The organism is Limnospira sp. PMC 289.06 (genome assembly GCF_032350395.1).
Classification (GTDB): Bacteria; Cyanobacteriota; Cyanobacteriia; order Cyanobacteriales; family Microcoleaceae; genus Limnospira; species Limnospira platensis.
The window spans coordinates 18,438-38,422 of record NZ_JARPLC010000011.1; the positions used below are offsets into that span (position 1 = coordinate 18,438).

The 19,985-nt window shown below is 45.2% G+C and carries 13 protein-coding genes; 6 read left to right on the forward strand and 7 right to left on the reverse strand.

Translation table 11 applies throughout. From position 1 onward, the window contains the following. Positions 1–24 precede the first annotated feature (24 nt). On the forward strand, positions 25–408 hold the full coding sequence (locus P5674_RS04280) for a thioredoxin family protein (RefSeq protein WP_006619822.1): 384 nt from the start codon (positions 25–27) through the stop codon (positions 406–408). A 147-nt stretch (positions 409–555) separates the two neighbouring features. Beyond that, the gene (locus tag P5674_RS04285) at positions 556–2,148 is read left to right on the forward strand and encodes a polysaccharide deacetylase family protein (protein ID WP_014275213.1); all 1,593 of its coding nucleotides are present in this window, start codon (positions 556–558) and stop codon (positions 2,146–2,148) included. A gap of 38 nt (positions 2,149–2,186) precedes the next feature. On the opposite strand, the gene P5674_RS04290 is transcribed toward P5674_RS04285, so the two are convergent. Continuing rightward, positions 2,187–2,825 (reverse strand): transaldolase family protein, encoded by a 639-nt coding sequence (locus P5674_RS04290; protein WP_006619820.1) that lies wholly within the window; start codon positions 2,823–2,825, stop codon positions 2,187–2,189. Positions 2,826–3,454: 629 nt separating this feature from the next. Here P5674_RS04290 and tkt point away from each other — a divergent pair. The 3 genes from tkt to purH all read left to right on the forward strand — a co-directional run bounded on the left by tkt (position 3,455) and on the right by purH (position 8,071). After that, positions 3,455–5,464 carry a transketolase gene (tkt, locus tag P5674_RS04295; protein ID WP_006619819.1) on the forward strand — a complete coding sequence of 670 codons (2,010 nt, stop codon included), beginning with the start codon at positions 3,455–3,457 and terminating at the stop codon, positions 5,462–5,464. Between the two features lie 393 nt (positions 5,465–5,857). Then, the gene (gene rnhA / locus P5674_RS04300; protein WP_006619818.1) at positions 5,858–6,367 is read left to right on the forward strand and encodes a ribonuclease HI; all 510 of its coding nucleotides are present in this window, start codon (positions 5,858–5,860) and stop codon (positions 6,365–6,367) included. 156 nt (positions 6,368–6,523) lie between these two features. Next, complete coding sequence (purH, locus tag P5674_RS04305) at positions 6,524–8,071, forward strand: bifunctional phosphoribosylaminoimidazolecarboxamide formyltransferase/IMP cyclohydrolase (protein ID WP_014275214.1); 1,548 nt, start codon at positions 6,524–6,526, stop codon at positions 8,069–8,071. A gap of 74 nt (positions 8,072–8,145) precedes the next feature. On the opposite strand, the gene P5674_RS04310 is transcribed toward purH, so the two are convergent. Further along, a complete protein-coding gene (locus P5674_RS04310) occupies positions 8,146–9,990 on the reverse strand; it encodes a glycoside hydrolase family 9 protein (protein ID WP_315669818.1) in 1,845 nt (614 codons plus the stop codon). A gap of 157 nt (positions 9,991–10,147) precedes the next feature. Beyond that, on the reverse strand, positions 10,148–10,909 hold the full coding sequence (rpaB, locus tag P5674_RS04315) for a response regulator transcription factor RpaB (RefSeq protein ID WP_006619815.1): 762 nt from the start codon (positions 10,907–10,909) through the stop codon (positions 10,148–10,150). A 376-nt stretch (positions 10,910–11,285) separates the two neighbouring features. Here rpaB and P5674_RS04320 point away from each other — a divergent pair, with 376 nt between their 5' ends. Beyond that, positions 11,286–11,513: a YlcI/YnfO family protein gene (locus P5674_RS04320; protein ID WP_035736858.1), complete on the forward strand. Its 228-nt coding sequence runs from the start codon at positions 11,286–11,288 to the stop codon at positions 11,511–11,513. A gap of 99 nt (positions 11,514–11,612) precedes the next feature. Here P5674_RS04320 and P5674_RS04325 read toward each other — a convergent pair whose 3' ends face one another. The 4 genes from P5674_RS04325 to cimA form a co-directional block, all read right to left on the reverse strand. Next, positions 11,613–13,412 carry an SLC13 family permease gene (locus P5674_RS04325; RefSeq protein ID WP_006619814.1) on the reverse strand — a complete coding sequence of 600 codons (1,800 nt, stop codon included), beginning with the start codon at positions 13,410–13,412 and terminating at the stop codon, positions 11,613–11,615. A 159-nt stretch (positions 13,413–13,571) separates the two neighbouring features. Then, positions 13,572–15,659 (reverse strand): elongation factor G, encoded by a 2,088-nt coding sequence (locus P5674_RS04330; RefSeq protein WP_006619813.1) that lies wholly within the window; start codon positions 15,657–15,659, stop codon positions 13,572–13,574. 404 nt (positions 15,660–16,063) lie between these two features. Then, on the reverse strand, positions 16,064–17,797 hold the full coding sequence (gene ilvB / locus P5674_RS04335; RefSeq protein ID WP_006619812.1) for a biosynthetic-type acetolactate synthase large subunit: 1,734 nt from the start codon (positions 17,795–17,797) through the stop codon (positions 16,064–16,066). Between the two features lie 165 nt (positions 17,798–17,962). Further along, positions 17,963–19,627, reverse strand: coding sequence for a citramalate synthase (gene cimA / locus P5674_RS04340; RefSeq protein ID WP_050856818.1), 1,665 nt, complete (start codon positions 19,625–19,627; stop codon positions 17,963–17,965). Positions 19,628–19,985: the final 358 nt, after the last annotated feature.

The following is a 19,985-nucleotide window of genomic DNA, read 5'->3' on the forward strand; positions in this document are numbered from 1 at the left end:
TCGTTAATAAAATTTAGAGCCATCATGCTTTTATCGGTCAGTGAGCAGCAATTTTCTAAAGAGGTCTTGAGTGCTTCTACACCTATTCTCGTTAACTTCTGGGCTCCCTGGTGCGGCCTGTGTAAACTTATTGTCCCTCAACTGGAACAGTTCCAGACCCAGTGGACAGGTCAGGTTCAGGTATTGGGTATTAATGCTGACCAGAATTTAAAGCTGGCCAGTACCTATCGACTTCAGAATCTACCCACCTTAATTCTCTTTCATCAAGGAGAACCACTCTACCGTATTGAACATTTACTAGGACGTGAAGACCTACTCAAGACCCTCAACGGTTTCATGCTTAACTATCAACATGACTGCTACACCCGTCCTTTGAAAACCCCTGAATATCTCCATTTAGAAGCCTAATGGGGTTGTCAAAATCTACAATATGTCGCGACAAATTTAACCGGGTTTCTTATACATGGCTATCGGAAATCCGGTTTTTTTCTTGAAATCACCTTTTTTTGAGGGTGAGATTAAAGGATAATTTGCCTTCCTGATTCAATCATTGTTATGTTAAAAAATATGCGGTTCCCCAAAACTTTATCCGGTTTTAGCCTCTTATTTTTCCTGACTTCCTGCCACAATGTCAATAATTTATCATCGAATTTATCCCCTGTAGCCCCATCAATTGCACCCCCTACCCACCCAGAAACACCAGTTACATGGGAACTAAAAACCGTTAATCACCCCGGCGGCTATTTCTGTTCTAATGGTGAGATGGCTTCAGGACCTCTCACCCAAAACATGATTAATAAATGTCTCCAATGGGGCGGCGGTTCCGCTTGTTTCAATAACCAATGGTCGGAAACATTATTTCGCCGAGCATACGGAAATAATATCTGTCCAAATGGTTCTCATCTTAATGCCATTACTGGTTATTGTATGGAAGGAAACGACTCTTTGGGACCCTTTCCTCAAGATTTAATTACTGCTTGTCAACAACAAGGTGGCGGTAATTCCTGCTTATCTAATCGTTGGGATTCACAGTTTCTATTAAGTTTAATTGCTCAAGCAGGTTTGATTAATCTCCCTAGTCGCCCTCCTCAATTTGTCCTGCTGGCTTTTGACGGTTCCCGTTCTCTGGAAGCATGGCAAAAATCTCGCCATTTTACTAAACAAATGGCAGCTAAAAATATTCCCCTCCGCTTTACTTATTTTATCAGTGCTGTGTATTTTGTCAATACTGGCGATCGCCTACTTTATCACCCACCTGGCCGTCACCGGGTCGGCCATTCTGCGATCGGTTGGGGAGGAACCCCAGAAGAAGTTAAACAACGCCTAGAACAGCTAAATTTAGCCTATCAAGAAGGTCATGAGATTGCCTCCCATGCAGTAGGTCATTTTGATGGTAGTCGCTGGACTGAGGCGGACTGGACGCGAGAATTTAACTATTTTGATAAGTTTATTTTTGAAGCCTACCAAATTAATAACCTAGAAGGTAGTCTCGCCTTTGATAAAACCGCCATCCAAGGATTTCGCGCCCCCGAATTGGGTCAGGGTCCTGGTTTATATCAAACCCTACAAAAAAAAGGATTTCGTTATGATACCAGTAAAGTGGCTCAATCTAACTACTGGCCGCAAAAACCAAACGGCATCTGGAATTTCCCCCTCGCTAGTTTAACTACCGCTAAAACCCGTAAAAATGTCTTGTCAATGGACTATAATTTCTATTATGCTCATTCTCAAGCCAAGCCGAACCCTGCTAATGCTCAATTCTACGAAGAAGATACTTTCCAAACCTATCTAAACTATTTTCAGGCTAACTATACAGGAAATCGCGCCCCTATCCACATTGGTCATCATTTTTCCGCCTGGAATAATGGCGCTTATTGGAATGCTATGTTCCGCTTTGCTGAAGCCGTTTGTGGTCAGCCAGAAGTTAAATGTATCACCTATCGAGAATTGGCGGATTTTATGGATTTACTCACCCCAGAACAAATTGCTACCTATCAAAAAGGTGACTTTCCCAAATGGTCTGCTAAGGAGTCAGTTAACACGGATTTAATATCTGATGATTTATCGGGTTTGGGGGTTAATAATCCTCAATTTGCTGCCGATGATTTTTGCGGCACAGTAGCAGTATCTCACCCTAACCGAAGATAATATAACCCCCTCTGGGGTGGGGGCTTTACCCTAGCCCATTAACTGAGTAAACCCCGACCATTTTGGTGAAACTCTTGTACAGTTTGATTTGAGAGTTCATGGGTGGTTAAAGATTGCAGAATATCCCAGGGGAGAGTGAGGTGATAAGCACCAGCTTTGAGGGTGGCGACGGCTTCCTCTGGGGACTTGATGCTGGCGGCGAGAATTTTGGTTTCACTTCCGGCGAGAATTTCGGCCATATCTTTAACTAGGGTGATTCCATCTCCTAAAAATCGGGTGGCGCGGTTTACATAGGCGATCGCATATTTTGCCCCCGCTTCTTTAGCCACAGCCGCTTGAGATGCACTATAAATCCCCGTCACAGAACAGGCAATTTTAGGGGATATATGAGCCACTACTTGAAAGCCTAAGCTAGTGGCTGGAACTTTTAAAACTGTTTGTTCTCCCAAAATATTATAAGCTGCCCAAGCCTCCTCAAGCATACTATCAAAATCTAAGGCAGTTAACTGATAGTAAATCTCCCCCCGGAACAGTTGTTTAAGTGCTTTTAAAGTTGCTTGTGGGGATAGGTCACTTTTAGCCAGTAAAGTGGGATTAGTGGTAACTCCTTTCACCCAACCCAATTGACTAGCTGCTTCAGCTTCCGACACAATAGCAGAATCCAGATATAAAGCCATAATTTCTGTTTAATAATTTAACCGATTACCAATTTTGACTAAGACTGTCCCACAATATCTATGAAAATTACCACAATGGCAAGTGGCGATCGCTCTATTTTTCCCTAGCTACATTTTTGCGCCTGCATCAAGCTACCCACCTATACCCTTAGCCTAGATGTTAAGCCCCTTTCATTCGGTCGGTCTGACTGGCAGAATAATCAAAATTGCCATCATAGCACCGTGACAGCGCCTAAAGTCGCGCCCGTCGCTTTTCCACACTGCTGGCTCAGAGACCGGGCTACCCATCTACCAAACTTTTCTGGTGTTCACTGCCAGAGTTGGGGTAAGTAGAGACCAGATCTTGGTATGATGGAAATTGCACAGGCGGTAGAGATAGCCGAATAGGCTGGATCGATTACTGCCCGACAGTGGCAGAAAAAGTCTGTGTTGGCGGAGAACATTCCCTAGATATTTGGCGATCGATCAATTTAGTTTCAAGTCCCTTGCCTGATAGTCCCTCAAAATGAGATGATCTCAGATGCAGTCTGAGGGCGATTCCAGAGCAATTCTGAAAATAGAACCATTATCATCTGGTTTCTCTACTCCGGCACTCACACTTTAGAGCGAGTATATAGAAAAACACAACTATGGCTGTTGCAACCCAATCACTTGAACAACTCTGCATTAACTCAATTCGTTTTTTAGCTATTGATGCAGTAGAGAAAGCGAACTCAGGCCACCCCGGACTTCCTATGGGTGCGGCTCCGATGGCCTTTGTACTCTGGGATCGCTTTATGCGTTATAACCCCAAAAACCCTAAATGGTTCAACCGCGATCGCTTTGTGCTATCGGCAGGTCATGGCTGTATGCTACATTATGCCCTTCTGCATCTGGCCGGCTATGATAGCGTCAGCATCGATGATATTAAACAGTTTCGTCAGTGGGGGTCGAAAACTCCAGGACACCCAGAAAATCACGTCACCGAAGGGGTGGAAGTGACTACCGGACCCCTAGGACAAGGTATTGCTAACGCTGTGGGTCTGGCTTTGGCTGAGGCTCATCTGGCGGCGCGTTTTAACAAGCCTGATTGTACTGTGGTAGACCACTATACCTATGCCATCCTAGGGGATGGCTGCAACATGGAAGGTATTTCTGGAGAGGCTTGTTCTTTGGCGGGACACTGGGGCCTCGGTAAGCTGATCGCCTTCTATGACGATAACCATATTTCTATTGATGGATCTACGGATATATCGTTTACTGAAGATGTGTGCAAACGCTTTGAAGCCTATGGCTGGCACGTTCAGCACGTTGCTGATGGTAATACAGATTTGGAAGCGATCGCTACCGCCATTGAGAAAGCAAAGGCGGTCACTGATAAGCCTTCCTTGATTAAAGTTACCACCACCATCGGTTTTGGTTCTCCTAACAAAGCTAACAGCCATGACGTTCATGGTGCCGCTTTGGGTAAAGCAGAAGTACAGGCTACCCGTGATCATCTGGGTTGGAGTTATCCTGAATTTGTGATTCCTGATGATGCAATTAAGCATTTCCGCAAAGCAGTCGAGCGGGGTGCGAATTATGAGGATGAGTGGAAAGCAGCTTTTGAAACCTACAAATCTAAGTATCCTGAAGAGGCGGCGACTCTGGAACGCTTGCTGAGTGGGAAACTTCCCCAAGGATGGGAAAAATCTCTGCCTACCTATACGCCGGAAACTAAGGCTGATGCGACCCGTAACCAGTCCGGTGCTACTCTAAATGCGATCGCTGGGGTTCTTCCTGAATTGGTTGGCGGTTCTGCTGATTTGGCTCCCTCTAATAAGACTTTACTCAAAGGTTTGGGAGATTTCCAAAAGGGTCAATACCAAAATCGTAACCTCCGGTTTGGGGTGCGTGAACACGCTATGGGAGCCATTTGTAATGGTATCGCCCTGCACCGTTCGGGTCTGATTCCCTATGGCGCGACCTTCCTGGTGTTTACGGATTATATGCGTAATTCTATCCGGTTGTCGGCTCTGTCGGAAGCTCCCGTGCTGTGGGTGATGACTCATGATTCTATTGCTTTGGGTGAAGATGGCCCGACTCACCAACCCGTTGAACATATCGCTTCTCTGCGGTTGATTCCTGATTTGACTGTGATTCGTCCCGCTGATGGTAATGAGACTTCTGGAGCCTATAAGGTGGCGATCGAAAACCGTCACTATCCCACTTTGATGGCATTCTCTCGCCAAAATCTGCCTAACCTCGAAGGTAGTTCTATCGACAATGTGGCTAAGGGTGCTTATATCCTTAGTGATAACAGTGATGGTACCCCTGATATTATTCTGATTGGTACTGGTGGGGAAACTTACCTCTGTGTTGATGCGGCGGTTAAACTCCGGGAAGAGGGTAAAAAAGTCCGCGTGGTTTCTATGCCTAGTTGGGAATTGTTTGAGAAGCAGGATGCTGCTTACAAGGAGTCTGTTTTCCCCGCCTCTGTTAAGAAACGTTTGGCGGTGGAAGCCGGTGTTAGTTTTGGCTGGTGCCGCTATGTGACTGATGAGGGTGCTACTATCAGTATTGACACCTTCGGCGCGTCTGCTCCTGGCGGTGTGGTGTTGGAAAAATTCGGCTTCACCGTTGATAATGTGGTGGCGAAAGCTAAGGAACTTCTTGGTTAATTAATTACCTAGGTGCGTCAGTCAGAAGAGTTTATGAGCATTTCATCATCAAAATTCTCCCGGTCTGACGCACCCTACCGTATTAATCGGCAAGGGTGCAACATTGTTTGTACCCTTGTTTTTTTATTTGTACCCGTGAGTATTGATTGATTAACACTGATAAAATAGGGCATAGGGCAGGGAAGATTATACATAACAATAAGCCTAAGTCGCAGTATCTTTGTCTCATATAGTCTATGATCATAGTCACAGACAACGGCAGTATTAACCAATATTTTAGATATCAATTACAGTTGAATCATACATATTTTAGATATGATTTTGATAAATTGTGAACTGACAAAACCGACAATGATATGATTTCTGATGGAATAAATTAGAGAATAAATTATTATGAATATGGGCCTAACTAAGGTGACAATTTATACAGACGGAGCCTGTAGCGGGAACCCTGGGAAGGGAGGATATGGGGCTGTGTTGATGTGTGGTAGTCACCGAAAGGAATTATCAGGAGGCTTCCGACTAACTACTAATAACCGCATGGAAATGATGGGAGCGATCGCCGCTTTACAAGCCCTCAAATTTCCCTGTTGTGTGACTCTCTATAGTGATTCTAAATATCTCGTAGATGCTATGACTCAGGGGTGGGCTAAACGTTGGCAAAAGAATGGATGGCGACGTAGCCAGAAGGAATGGGCGAAAAATCCGGATTTGTGGGCGCAATTATTAGCTTTGTGTGAGGAACATCAAGTCCGATTTGTCTGGGTAAAAGGTCATGCGGGCGATCGCGAAAATGAAATTTGCGATCGCCTTGCTGTCGAAGCTACTCATGGAGATAATTTACCGCCAGATTTAGGATATGAAAACCCACCCCTACCTCAAGACATCGATTCTATGAGTTAATGTAATCTTAGTGTAATCTTAATTTAATCTTGTGGTTACTCCGTAGAAATTGCCGATAATTTGCTAATCAATTGGCTATAGTTTCTCAATTATGCCTTTAACTGGAATGGTCTGTTGACTTTAAGATAGGGAAGTTGCTTTGTAAATCTTGGAAAAATGGCCCGTTTAGCTCTATTAAGTGTATCTGACAAAACTGGACTGATTGACTTAGCCCGAAGTCTTGTGGAAGAATTTGGCTTTGACCTGATTAGTAGTGGGGGAACTGCTAAAGCTATCCAAGAGGCGGGACTACCTGTTACTAAGGTTTCTGACTATACAGGATTTCCCGAAATTCTGGGGGGACGAGTTAAAACCCTGCATCCTCGCATTCATGGGGGTATCCTTGCGCGTCGGGATATTCCCCAGGACGTGGAACAATTACAACAGCATGAGATCCGCCCCATTGACCTGGTAGTGGTTAATCTGTACCCATTTGAACAAACTATTGCATCGGAAAATGTTACCCTACCAGAGGCGATCGAACAAATTGATATCGGTGGCCCTACGTTGCTGCGGGCTTCTGCTAAAAATTTCGCCCATTTGACTGTCCTGTGTCAGCCTAACCAATATGGGGACTATCTCGAAGAAATGCGAAACAGCGGCGGCGAACCTAGTTTAGAATTTCGCCAAGGCTGCGCTTTACAAGCCTTCCGTCATACTGGGGCTTATGATCGGGCGATCGCTACTTATTTAGAACATCAAAACACCACCGAAACTAATCCCCTCCCCACTAGCTACACTGTCGCCGGAAACCAAATACAAGCCCTCCGCTACGGCGAGAACCCCCACCAACCCGCCGCCTGGTATCAAACCGGAACTGTCCCTAATGGCTGGTCGGCGGGTAAAATTTTGCAGGGAAAACCCCTCAGTTACAATAACTTGGTGGACCTGGAAGCGGCTAGACGGATTATTTGCGAGTTCACTGATGAACCGGCGGCGGCTGTTCTTAAACATACTAACCCCTGTGGGGCGGCGATCGCTAATAGTTTATCTGAGGCTTATCAACGGGCTTTTGCTGCGGACTCGGTTTCTGCTTTTGGGGGTATTGTTGCGCTCAACCGTCCCATTGATGCGGCGACGGCTACAGCCATGACCAAAACTTTTTTAGAGTGCATTGTCGCCCCCAGTTGTGAACCAGAAGCTGAGGCTATTCTCAAGAAAAAGGCTAATTTGCGGGTGTTGATTTTGCCGGATTTAGTTTCGGGTCCCAAAGAAACTATTAAGCTAATTGCTGGGGGCTTTTTGGTCCAGACCTGTGATGATGAAATCGATATCCCTGACCATTGGCAATTAGTGACCGAAAAAAAACCTACCTCGGCACAATTGGCTGAGTTATTGTTTGCTTGGAAAATTGCCAAGCACGTTAAATCTAATGCGATCGTGGTCACCAAAAACCGCACCACTATAGGGGTAGGAGCCGGACAAATGAATCGCGTAGGAGCCGCTAAAATTGCCCTAGAACAAGCCGGAGAAAACGCTAAGGGGGGATTCCTTGCTAGTGATGGTTTCTTCCCCTTTGATGACTCGGTAAGGACGGCTGCTGCTGCTGGTATTGAGGCTATTGTTCAACCGGGCGGCAGTATCCGAGATCAAGATTCCATTAATGCCGCTAATGAATTAGGTCTGGTTATGGTAATCACCGGAATGCGTCATTTTCTCCATTAAAATAGCCATTCCCCATTGATGTACATCTAAACTCCCCTCTCCCACCAATGGGGAGGGGTTAGGCGTGAGGGAATTTAGTGGCTAGGGGAACTGACAAAGTTAGACAAAAGTTTGATATAGCCACTTTGATAATAAATGGCGGGTTCGGTAATTTCCCAGGCTTTTTTGCGGGGGTCATTTTCATCAAAATATGCCTTCATGGGAGGCTCACCAACAGGGGGTTTAGATGAGCCAGTATAATATTGATTTGGTCCCCCTACTAAATAGCCAGGAGCCGGACCACTGGGAGAGTTTAAAGCATGATCATAAATGCCCCCGCCGAACCACTGATGATACATTTTGTTAGCGGATTTTTCGGCTCCGTATTCATACATATTGCTTAAATAAACCATGCTTAATGGGTTGACACCGTGCAGGTAATGGAGATGGTCTAAGGCTCGGATTTTATAGCTGTCGGCGTGGTCTGGGTCTACCTCATACAGCAAGACATCATAGTTGGTATTACCATAGTTTGATTCCACTAGGTTACTACCCCAATGATATTGAGGGTCGCTCATATAAGCACGGTATGGGTCGAGGTCAGAATTACCGTAGGATGCTTTATTACTTAGCACCATTTCCCGAAAGCGATCGCTTATTTGTTGTTGGATATTGTCATCGCCATTGGCTAGTTGAGTGTACAATAATAGGGCATCCCCTTCATAGGAGCTATACCTTGACCAAGTATCATCTTTAAAGGGTTGAGTTTCCGTTAAATTGGCGCGTATATATTGATTATATTTGGTGTCTCCGGTGAGTTGTAATAAATAAACCGCCGCCGTTACAGTTCCCCCTTTTTGTTCCCGTTCGGTTCTATCTGCATCCCCAGATTTAATCGTCTGGGAATCACAATCAGTCCGTTTGGGGTTAGATTGAAACCAGTCCCAAGCGGCGATCGCTCTATTTTGCAGGTCTTCTGCATACTCATTAAGAACTGGAAATTCCCGAAAAACTAACGCAGTATGGGCGAACATTCCCGCCGTCGATATACTAGCAGAAGAACATTTAGGAGCATAATAACGGGGCCGTTGATCAAGACTAGGAATCTCTGGATTATTATGATCAATCGTACCCAGTTTAATAAACACTCCCCCATCATCATCCTGCATCAGTTTTAACCAATCAATCTCATACTTAATCTCATCGATGATATCTGGGAGATTATTCCCCGATTCGGGAATGTTAAAATCATCAGTCCAAATCTCCCGATTGTGGGAGTAAGCATCTAAAAGTTGATGAATTACCGGAGTCGCAAAAGTCACATATTTATTAGTATCTCCCGCATCAAACCAACCGCCACGCATATCGCGAGCCAAAGCCGGGTTATCTTTGTCATAAACATAGCGCGCCTCTGTATCCTGTCCGGGTCCTAAAAAAGCCGCGCCATCAGTCCATCTAGGGTCAGCTAATGGGGGTTGTTTGGGAAAGCCACTGCGCTGATAAAAAAAGGTACGGACAGCAGTGATAAGAACCTGTTTATAGACATCATCCCTAATCTCAAATTCAAAAGAACGTTGTTGATTGGCGGCATCTATGATATAATAGGAACCTGGTTTGTTGAGCGGGGAAAAGTCAAACCACCAACCGCGATCGCCTGATTGAGAATGAACTTTACCATCCATCCAGAGCTGAATTTGACCCGAATAAACTTGTTGATGAGAATTAGCATCCCGAACCTCGTAGGTAGTCCCTGGTGAGAAGGATTCCTGGGCATTAAAACCCACTTCGGGAGTGGTAATTACAGCGACTTTATGATCTTGGGGACGATAACCAAACTGATCAACTTTAATATATGGTCCGGGTGTCATATCGATTTGAAGACTTGGCTGACTCTGGAGGTCAGCATCGCTGATGACTACTATCAAAGCAATAGTTAGCACGAAAGAGAGAAACCACCTGAACATTGGGTCTACCAATTCAATCTAATTGGATATTATCACTTCTCGAAATTAAAGCCCACCCTGGTTATGCTCTGACCAGAATGGGTTTTTGTTAAGTTTTATTCAAATCGATTTTATTTTGGAGGATTGATATTAATTATGCGCCAATTGGTTCTTCCACTGCTGCAAGTCGCTGGGAAGAGTAGCCAATACCGCGAACCGTGAGAATATACTCAGGATTACGCTGATCAGTCTCAATTTTAGCTCGTAGGCGAGCCACATGAACATCAACAACGCGCATATCGGCAATGCGGCGGGGGGTGTAACCCCACAATTGTTGCAGAATTTCGGAACGAGAAACCGCTTCACCAGAACGCTTAAACAACAGTTCGAGCAAGTTAAACTCGATATATGTGAGGGGCAACAATTTATCGCCTTTGTAAACCCGTCGTTTAATGGTGTCAATGCGGAGAGTATCAACTTGGATGACTTCGGGACTTAGATCATGGGAAGATGCGTTATCTTTGAACCGACGGAGGATAGCGTGAATGCGGGCTTCCAATTCTTTGGGAGAAAAGGGTTTAGTGAGGTAATCATCAGCCCCCAATTCTAAACCGGTAATGCGATCGGCCACATCTCCCAAGGCGGTTAACATAATGATGGGAATATCAGAAATTTCTCGAATTTTTTGACAAACCCCGTAACCGTTAAGTCTTGGCATCATTACATCCAAAACTACCAGGTCTGGACTTTCGCGATCGAACATTTCAATAGCTTGTAAGCCATCTGCTGCTGCGACAACACTGTAACCGACCATTGACAGACGGGTTGTCAAAATACGCCGAATTGCAGACTCATCATCGGCGATGAGGATTTTTTCAGGATTGCGCCGTTCGTCAAGCCGTGCTTTTATGGTCATGTTTGCTCCCAGTAATTTTTATCGATCGGCCTTTGAGCAAAACTGGCTAGGGACTCTCTCAGTCCCCGGGCTCAGTTGGACAGGAGATATTGGGTTTGATGATAACATATGTTTTCGTAATGTTATCAATTTTTGTTTAAGGTTCTTTACATAACTTTTGGTTATGCAAAAAAACTTTACAAAAAACCGTTTACAAGAATGGAGATCTTAGCTTTACTGTTAATAAATTAACAGATCAGACCAAGATTCTTTTCACTCGATGTCAAAAGAAGTCCCACACTACGCCGTTGGGTTAATGATAGGCAGTGTAGCAAGAGACTGATATTATTAACACACTGTTGGCATTCATTGTCAAAAATGCAATTTTATTGAAACTATGCCCAATCCATTCCTAGGTGTCAGGATTCCTTCTGAGGTACACGAAGCACTCATGGCGCGGGTAGAAATCACTGGACAATCCAAGTCAGATCTGGTCATTGATGCCTTGAGATCCTATCTGGGAATATCATCTCAGCAGGAAAAACTTGATCAATTAGAAGTTAGACTATCCGCCTTAGAATTTAAACTAGAACAGTTGGGGGAAGAGTCCCATTCCGATGATTAGACCGACCATGAGCCATTTTAATCAGAGTAAATCTGGTGATTATGGGCGGTTTTAAGTTGCCAGATTTTGAGATTTGATGTTTCCTAATTTGAGGGATTATCAGTTAGGGTAAAGACCGTAAAATAATGTGATCAATGAGGGAACCGCAATGGTCATTAAGAGGGTGAGAAGAAAGCCAACTCGTGTAAAGTCGGAGAATTTATAACCTCCGGGACTATAAACCATGGTATTAGTTTGGTAGCCAATGGGGGTCATAAAACTACAGGAAGCGGCGAGAGTGACCGCAAACATAAAGGCATAGGGATTTAATTGCAGGGTTTCAGCTACTCGGACAGCAATGGGAATCATGAGTACTACGGTGGCATTATTTGAGAGAACTTCTGTTAATAAAACTGTGATGATAAAGAAAAATGTTAACACCCAATACCCGGAAAGATGACCGCCGACAGACACTAAATTATTAGCCAGCCATTCAGTTGCGCCGGAATTTTCCATAGCAATTCCTAGGGGAATTAATCCGGCTAATAGAAAAATTACATCCCAACGAACAGCACCATACATTTCACCGGGTTTTAGACATCCAGTGGCGACCATCAAAATCACTCCGGCTAAAGCACTAACTAAAATGGGAACTATTTTGAAGGCTGCTAGTGCAATTACGCCTAAAGTAATGCCAATGGCTATTCCGGCTTTCTCGGTGCGTAAGTTGTCGATGTCGCGCTGTTCTAAGACTAAAAGTTCCCTAGTAGTTTGTAAACCAATAAAACTTTCTTTTGGACCTTGGACTAATAATAAGTCACCAAATCTGAGTTTGATTTTTCCTAAGCGTCCTTGGACTAATTCGGCACCGCGACGGATGGCTAATACGGTGACATTATACCGCTGTCTAAAGCGTAAATCTTTGAGGGTAGTACCAATTAAACGGGAGTTGGATAAAATCAAGACTTCGGCGATTTTTTCTTCTCCAGAACTCAGGACTGTTTCTAGGGATTGTTCCCTAAATTTGACATCAGGTAAAAGATCTAAACCTCTTTCGTTTTTAATTTTGAGTAAATCTTCACGGGTGCTACGAATAATCAGAATATCTCCGGATTTTAAGACTTTATCGGCTACGGGTTGGGGGAGGTGAATTTTGTTGCGAACTAACTCTAATACGTCTAGGTCAAATTTGCGTTGAATTTCACTTTCCCGGAGGGTTTGTCCGACTAAACTGGATGTATTAGTGACGACTACTTCACTGAGATATTCCTGCAAATCATAGCTGTTTTCCATGGCACTATTGATGCGTGATTCTCGTTTGGGTAGGAGCTTGGGGGCAATTAAGGAAATGTATAATAACCCAATTAAAAAGGTTAATAGTCCCACGCTTGTAAACTGGAAAATATGAAAGTTTCCATAACCTAATTGTTCAGATATTCCGCCAGCGAGAATATTAGTTGATGTGCCAATTACTGTAATCATTCCTCCGAGAATTGAAGCGTAAGAAAGAGGAATGAGAAATTGGGAGGGGGAGGTTTTTTGCTGTTTACACCAATCTTCGATGATGGGTAGAAAAATAGCGATGACTGCTGTATTATTAATAAAGGCGGAAATGGGTCCGACTAAGCTACCCATGACAAAAAGCTGTTGATTGATGCGCTTTCCACCCCATTTAATTAGCCGATCGCGTATAATTTGAATGACTCCAGTGCGGGTAATTCCGGCGCTGAGGATAAACATAGCCATAACGGTAATGGTGGCTGAATTGCCAAAACCAGAAATTCCCTGTTCGGGAGTGACTAAACCCAGGAACATTAATAAAACTGTAACGGCGATCGCTGTTAAATCTACAGGTAGCCATTCGACTATAAAACTAATCAGGGCGAGAACAACTATAGACAGAGTAAGAAAAACTTCCATGGGTAAGGATATGCTAAAGTGGCTGATCACAAAGGTAACGTTTGATCATACAGCCAATCAGAATGGGTGTCAGGTATAGGGGAGTTAGTGACCCCAGACCTGCTAAAAAGGACGATCAGCTGATCGTCCTTTGAATTCAAGTCTGAGGGTTAAAACGAGTTAGCTTTTGGATTTGCTATTTCCGCCGCCGCCATTGCTATTATCAGCAACAGTGGCTAATACCCTTTGGGCTAGTTGTTCGGGGACTTCCTGTAAATGGTCAAACTTCCAGTTAAAGTAACCGACCCCCATAGTTAGCGATCGCAATTCCACAATGAGATCCTGCATTTCCACCTGTGGTAAATAAGCCGACACCTGATCCCAACCTTTCCAGTCAGCCACAGGTTCATAACCCAAAATTTGACCACGGCGAGTAGTAATCAATTGGAACAGTTGAGAGGTAAACTCATTTGGGGCGCATACCTCCACCGTAACAATAGGTTCGAGCAAAGTGGGGTTACATTTAGCCATACCCGTTTGCATAGCCAGCCTGGCGGCTTGTTTAAAAGCCTGTTCGGAACTATCCACAGAGTGATAGGAACCATTGGTCAGGGTGACAGAAACATCAACGACGGGGAAACCTAGGGGACCTTGTTGGAGGTATTCTCGCACGCCCATTTCCACACCGGGAATATATTGTTTTGGCACCGCGCCGCCGACAATGGTTTCATTAAAGTTAAAACCTTCACCACGAGGTAAGGGGGTAATATCTAAATAAACATCACCAAATTGTCCATGTCCGCCGCTTTGGTGTTTGTAGCGCCCGTGGGAGTTGGTATTAGAACGGATGGTTTCTTTATAGGGAATTTGAGGCGGCGAGGTCACTATGGGAAAGTTGTACTTGCGGCGTAGGCGATCAAGGGTTACTTTCAGGTGAATTTCTCCCTGTCCCCAGAGGATAACCTGGTGAGTGTCGGTGTTTTGTTCCCAAGTTAGAGAGGGATCTTCCTCGATCATTTTGGTGAGGGCGGCGCTGAGTTTTACTTCATCTTTGCGATTTTCAGGGGCGATCGCAAATGCCAATACTGGTGGCAATACCTGGGCTGTAGGTAAGGGTGCTTTGAGGCGATCGGGTTGAGTGGTCAAAGTATCACCGGTTTTGATGCCCTCCATACGCGCCAAGGCGACAATTTCCCCAGTTTTGGCAAGTTGCACGCCCTGGGTTTGTTGTCCCAGCAAACGGTACATTCCAGCCGCGCGTACACCATTAAGAACAATGCCTTCGGTAAGTTCTCCCTGCCAGACTCGCACTAGGGAGAGTTTACCACCTTGGGGGGTGTAAAAGGTTTTCAGGACTTGGGCGATCGGGATATCACTTGTTCCTTTGAGTCCCCGACGTTCGGCCGTTAAGCTGGGTTCTGGGGCTTCTCGGACTAGGGCATCAAGAAGCGATCGCACTCCATATTCTAATTCAGCCGCTCCGAAAAATACCGGAACAATCAAATCCGCCCCCAATTCCATTTTTAGGTCTTTGACAATTTCCTCGGTGGGGGGTTCAATTTCTTCAAGAAGTTCTTCCAACAAGTGATCATCAAAGTTAGATAATTGTTCTAACATCTCCTGGCGGGCGGCGTGTTCCAACTCTTTAAGTTCTTCGGGCATGGGAACTGGATCTGATGCCGCACCGGGATGGTAGTTATAGGCTTGTTCTGTAACTAAATCGATAAAACCAATTAATTCTGAACCTTTGGCGATCGGATATTCTTGGGGAACTATGGGGCGACTCGATACAGTTTTCAGGGCATTTAATAACTCTAAAAAGTTGAGGTTGCAGCCTTCTTCATCAGAGAAAGCCCGATCCATTTTATTAATGAACACAATATGGGGAATTTCCCAATCATCCAAAAATTTGAATAGGGGCGATAGGGTGAGAATGCGACTGGGTTCCGGTTCACAAACCACTATTGCTAATCCCGCACCCATGAGGCCGTTATAGGTTTCTTGGGCAAATTCTACCGAACCTGGACAGTCGAGGAAGGTAAAGTTAATGCCGCCATATTGAGTATAAGCGGCATTGATTTCTACACTCATATTGCGATCGCGAGCCTCAGCTACGCCATCTCCGATACGGTTGCCTTCTTTAGCCGTACCTTTACGGGTAATTGTTCCTGTGGCAAACAGCAGACTTTCTAGCAAAGCCGTTTTACCACTCAAATAGGGGCCGACAATGGCGACATTACGGTTTTCTGATGCAACATTACTTGTCATAGGACGCTCTCCTGAAACCGGATAAATCAATGATTATAACACGGTGGCAATTGTGATTTTTTGACCGAGAAATCCTTTCTCGGAAAATTCCGATTTTTTCAACAATTCACAACCGGGATACCGTGGGACTTCGCTGCTCTCAGTTTCCCTTAGTCTCCGGTTAATATTAGGATAGATACTTCCGGTTAGGGATTGAGAGTGAACTACCTTTTAATTTAGGATATTTTGTCACCAATTTTACACCTAGTTAATCAAACAAAACATTATTAATTTTTGCGAATTTTTGTAAATCAATATGGCGTTTTTTAAGGTTAATTTAATATTTGCTCTCAGACACAACACCCCCCCATGCTGACGCGGAGGACAGCACTAGGGGGGTGAAGGGGGGTGAGGGTTAAGAGCAACTAACTCGATAAACCCATCATATCGCTGTTATCGTGACCGGGGGCTACCATCGGGTAACAGTCCTCATCACGGGTAACCCGAACATCTAGGATCATCGGACCGTTGTGAGACAGGGCTTTAGCGATCGCCTTTGGCAAATCGGACCGTAGGCGGACAGTCATAGCCTCAATGCCATAAACATCAGCCAACCGGGCAAATTCTGGGGTTCCATCTTCGAGGTTAGTAGCCTCATAGCGATCATTATAAAACATATGTTGCCACTGGCGCACCATTCCCAACCAGCCATTATTGAGAATAATCACCTTAACCCCAATACCATACTGAGCAATAGTTCCCAATTCTTGCATATTCATTTGGAAACTACCATCACCGCTAATACAGATAACCGTATCATCAGGATGAGCCACCTTAACCCCCACAGCAGCAGGTAAACCGTAACCCATAGTCCCTAAACCGCCGCTAGTCATCCAACGTCGGGGGCCATTTTTCACGAATTGCGCCGCCCACATTTGATGCTGACCCACATCAGTAGTATAGAAAGCATCAGGACATTGATGGCTAAGTTCCACAATCACCTCTTGGGGAGAGAGACCATTTTCCGGGTGAGGAATAGTCAGGGGGTATTGGTTATACAATTGCTGAAGGCGCGAGTGCCATTCCTGGGTTTGTTCCGGCTTAATTTCCGTTCCCAACTGATAGCTACGTTGTAGCATATCCCCCAAAACCTGTCGCACATCTCCCACAATAGGAACATCAGTCGTGCGATTTTTGCCCACTTCCGCCGGGTCAATATCAATATGAATCACCTTAGCGCTATGGGCGAATTTATCTCCGGTTCCCGCCACCCGGTCATCAAAGCGAACCCCCACCGCGATCAGCAAATCACATTCACTCACCGCAAAATTAGCATAGGCGGTTCCGTGCATTCCCAACATTCCCAGAGATAGGGGGTGATTTTCATCAAAAGCACCTTTTCCCATCAAAGTGCTAGTAACTGGTATTTGGAAGCGTTCCGACAATTCGGCTATTTCAGCATGAGCCCCCGCCATAATTGCACCTCCCCCCACATATAGGAGGGGTTTAGTAGCTTGAGAAATCAACTGTAAAGCCTGATTAATTTGTCGAGGATTTCCCCGCACCGTGGGACGATATCCCACCCGTCGCACTGACCCTGGCTCTACCGGAATATAATCAATTTGAGCATTACCCACATCTTTGGGAATGTCAATTAACACAGGTCCCGGTCTGCCACTACTGGCTAGGTGAAATGCCTCAGCCACAATTCTCGGTAATTCCGAAGGTTCGCGGACTAGATAGGAATGTTTAACAATGGGTAGGGTAATCCCAAAAATATCAATTTCCTGAAAAGCATCTGTCCCCAAGGCGCTGCGAGGTACTTGTCCAGTAATGGCTACCACCGGGACAGAATCCAGATAAGCCGTGGCTAGACCTGTAACTAAATTAGTGGCTCCCGGTCCAGAGGTGGCTAGACATACCCCCACCTTTCCGGTACTCCGGGCATATCCATCGGCAGCGTGAGCCGCTCCTTGTTCGTGGCGCACCAGATAATGTTTGATTTCCCCGGCTTGTTCGGCTCTATATATCTCGTCGTAAATGGGTAAATTTGAACCTCCTGGATAGCCAAAAATATGCTGCACACCGTGGCGGCGCAGGCTATCAATCAGGGCAAAGGCTCCTGTTACTCTTTTTACGGCTTGTTTTTGGTCCTGCATAACATTCTCCATCTCTGATGCCTAGGATAAATTATGGTTGGGATTACCTGAGAAATTGTCATCAATTTTTTATATTTGTGACAATTTCTGCTTAATACTCTTGCTATTATTGCCATTTTATGCTATGGCAATCATCGCATCCCTAGGGGATTATCACTGTCTATTTTACAGTGAGGATTCGGCTAATATAACTGAATTGGATGGGGTTTGCTGTTGCAACATTAAGCCATATTCTAAACCTTCTACGACCGCTTGATAGGATGCGTCTAGGATATTAGTAGAGACTCCTACGGTAGTCCAACGCTGATGACCATTGCTAGATTCTACCAATACACGAGTTTTGGCAGAAGTTCCCGCTTTACCATCCAAAATCCGCACTTTATAATCGCGCAGTTGAAATTCGGCTATTTCTGGGTAGAAATTTTGCAGGGCTTTCCGCAAGGCTGCATCTAAGGCCGAGACAGGTCCGTTACCTTCGGCTACTTCTAAAAGTTCGCGATCGCTTACAATTACCTTCACCGTAGCTAGGGAGTTACAGGTAGCCAGACTCGACTTGTCACAATGCACTTGAAAACCGCGAATTTCAAACCACTGTTTCCGAGTCCCCAAAGCTGACCGCATCAATAACTCAAAACTCGCCTCCGCCGCCTCAAATTGATAACCCTGATTTTCCAATTCTTTCAACTGTTGCAAAAGTTGCCGACTGGTTGGATTATCCCGTTCTAAGTTAATACCATAGTTTCGCGCTTTCGCCAAAACATTACTTAATCCCGACTGGTCAGAAATCACGATTCGCCGTTTATTTCCCACCTCTTCCGGGGCGATATGTTCGTAGGTTAACGGGTTGCGTTCCACTGCGGAAACATGAATCCCCCCCTTATGGGCAAAAGCCGATAAGCCCACAAACGGGGCATGGTCATCTGGGGCTAGATTAACCACCTCACTAATAAATCTACTAGACTCCGACAGTTTACTTAAATGTTCATTGGCGATGCAAGAATAGCCTAATTTTAACTGTAAATTAGGTATCAAAGTACACAAATCGGCATTGCCGCACCGTTCCCCATAACCGTTAATGGTCCCTTGAATCATGGTAGCACCTTCCATGACTGCTGCTAAAGCATTAGCAACGGCGGTTCCTGAGTCGTTGTGGGTGTGAATGCCTACCTGTACGGAGGTTTCACCCCAATTGGCTAGGGCTGTAACTACGGTTTTGGCGATCGCAGTTACCTCGTGGGGCAGTGTACCACCATTAGTATCACATAGCACTAACCACTCAGCCCCCCCTGCTACAGCCGCTTTTAGCGTTTCTAGGGCATATTCTGGGTTGTTTTTATAGCCATCAAACCAATGTTCAGCATCATAAATTACCCGCCTCCCTTGGCTGCGGAAAAACTCGATTGTATCCTGGATCATTGCCAGGTTTTCCTCTAGGCTGGTTTTCAGGCTTTCGGTAACATGGAGATCCCAAGATTTGCCAAAGGTGGTAATCCAGATGGTTCCGGCTGATAAAATCGGTTTGAGGCTAGGATCTTCTGCTGCGGTGGTATGGGGGCGACGGGTCGAACAAAAAGCCACTATTTCCGCTTGGCTGAGGGGTTCTTCCGTCAGTCGCCAAAATAATTGTACATCTTTCGGGTTAGCGCCGGGCCAACCCCCTTCAATAAACGGAATACCTAGTTGGTCTAGTTTCCGCGCTATATGGAGTTTATCTTCTAGGGAGAGAGAGAGTCCTTCGCGCTGGGCTCCGTCTCGTAGGGTTGTATCATAAATCCAAAGTTGCTTACTCATAGTGGTCTGTCTTTGGTAGTTGGTGCTGTTTTCAACCATGCGGTGGTATTTCATGCGATCGCTCTTTCCCCCCGCTCTCTAGTATGTCCCCAATTTATCCCATTGGTCTAATATCTAATCTTATTTTCACATTTGATGATCACCCCGTCAGTCCCTGGACTGTCCCCCTCCTCCTCGTAACCAATAACCTTTCCGTAGGGTGCGTCAGAACCCGGCTCTCTCAATTCTCACCGGACAATTATCTCCTGACGCACCACTTTCCGTAGGGTGCGTCATAACCCGGCTCTCTCAATTCTCACCGGACAATTATCTCCTGACGCACCACTAACTAACCCGGTTAGTCTTTCCGTAGGGTGCGTCATAACCCGGCTCTCTCAATTCTCACCGGACAATTATC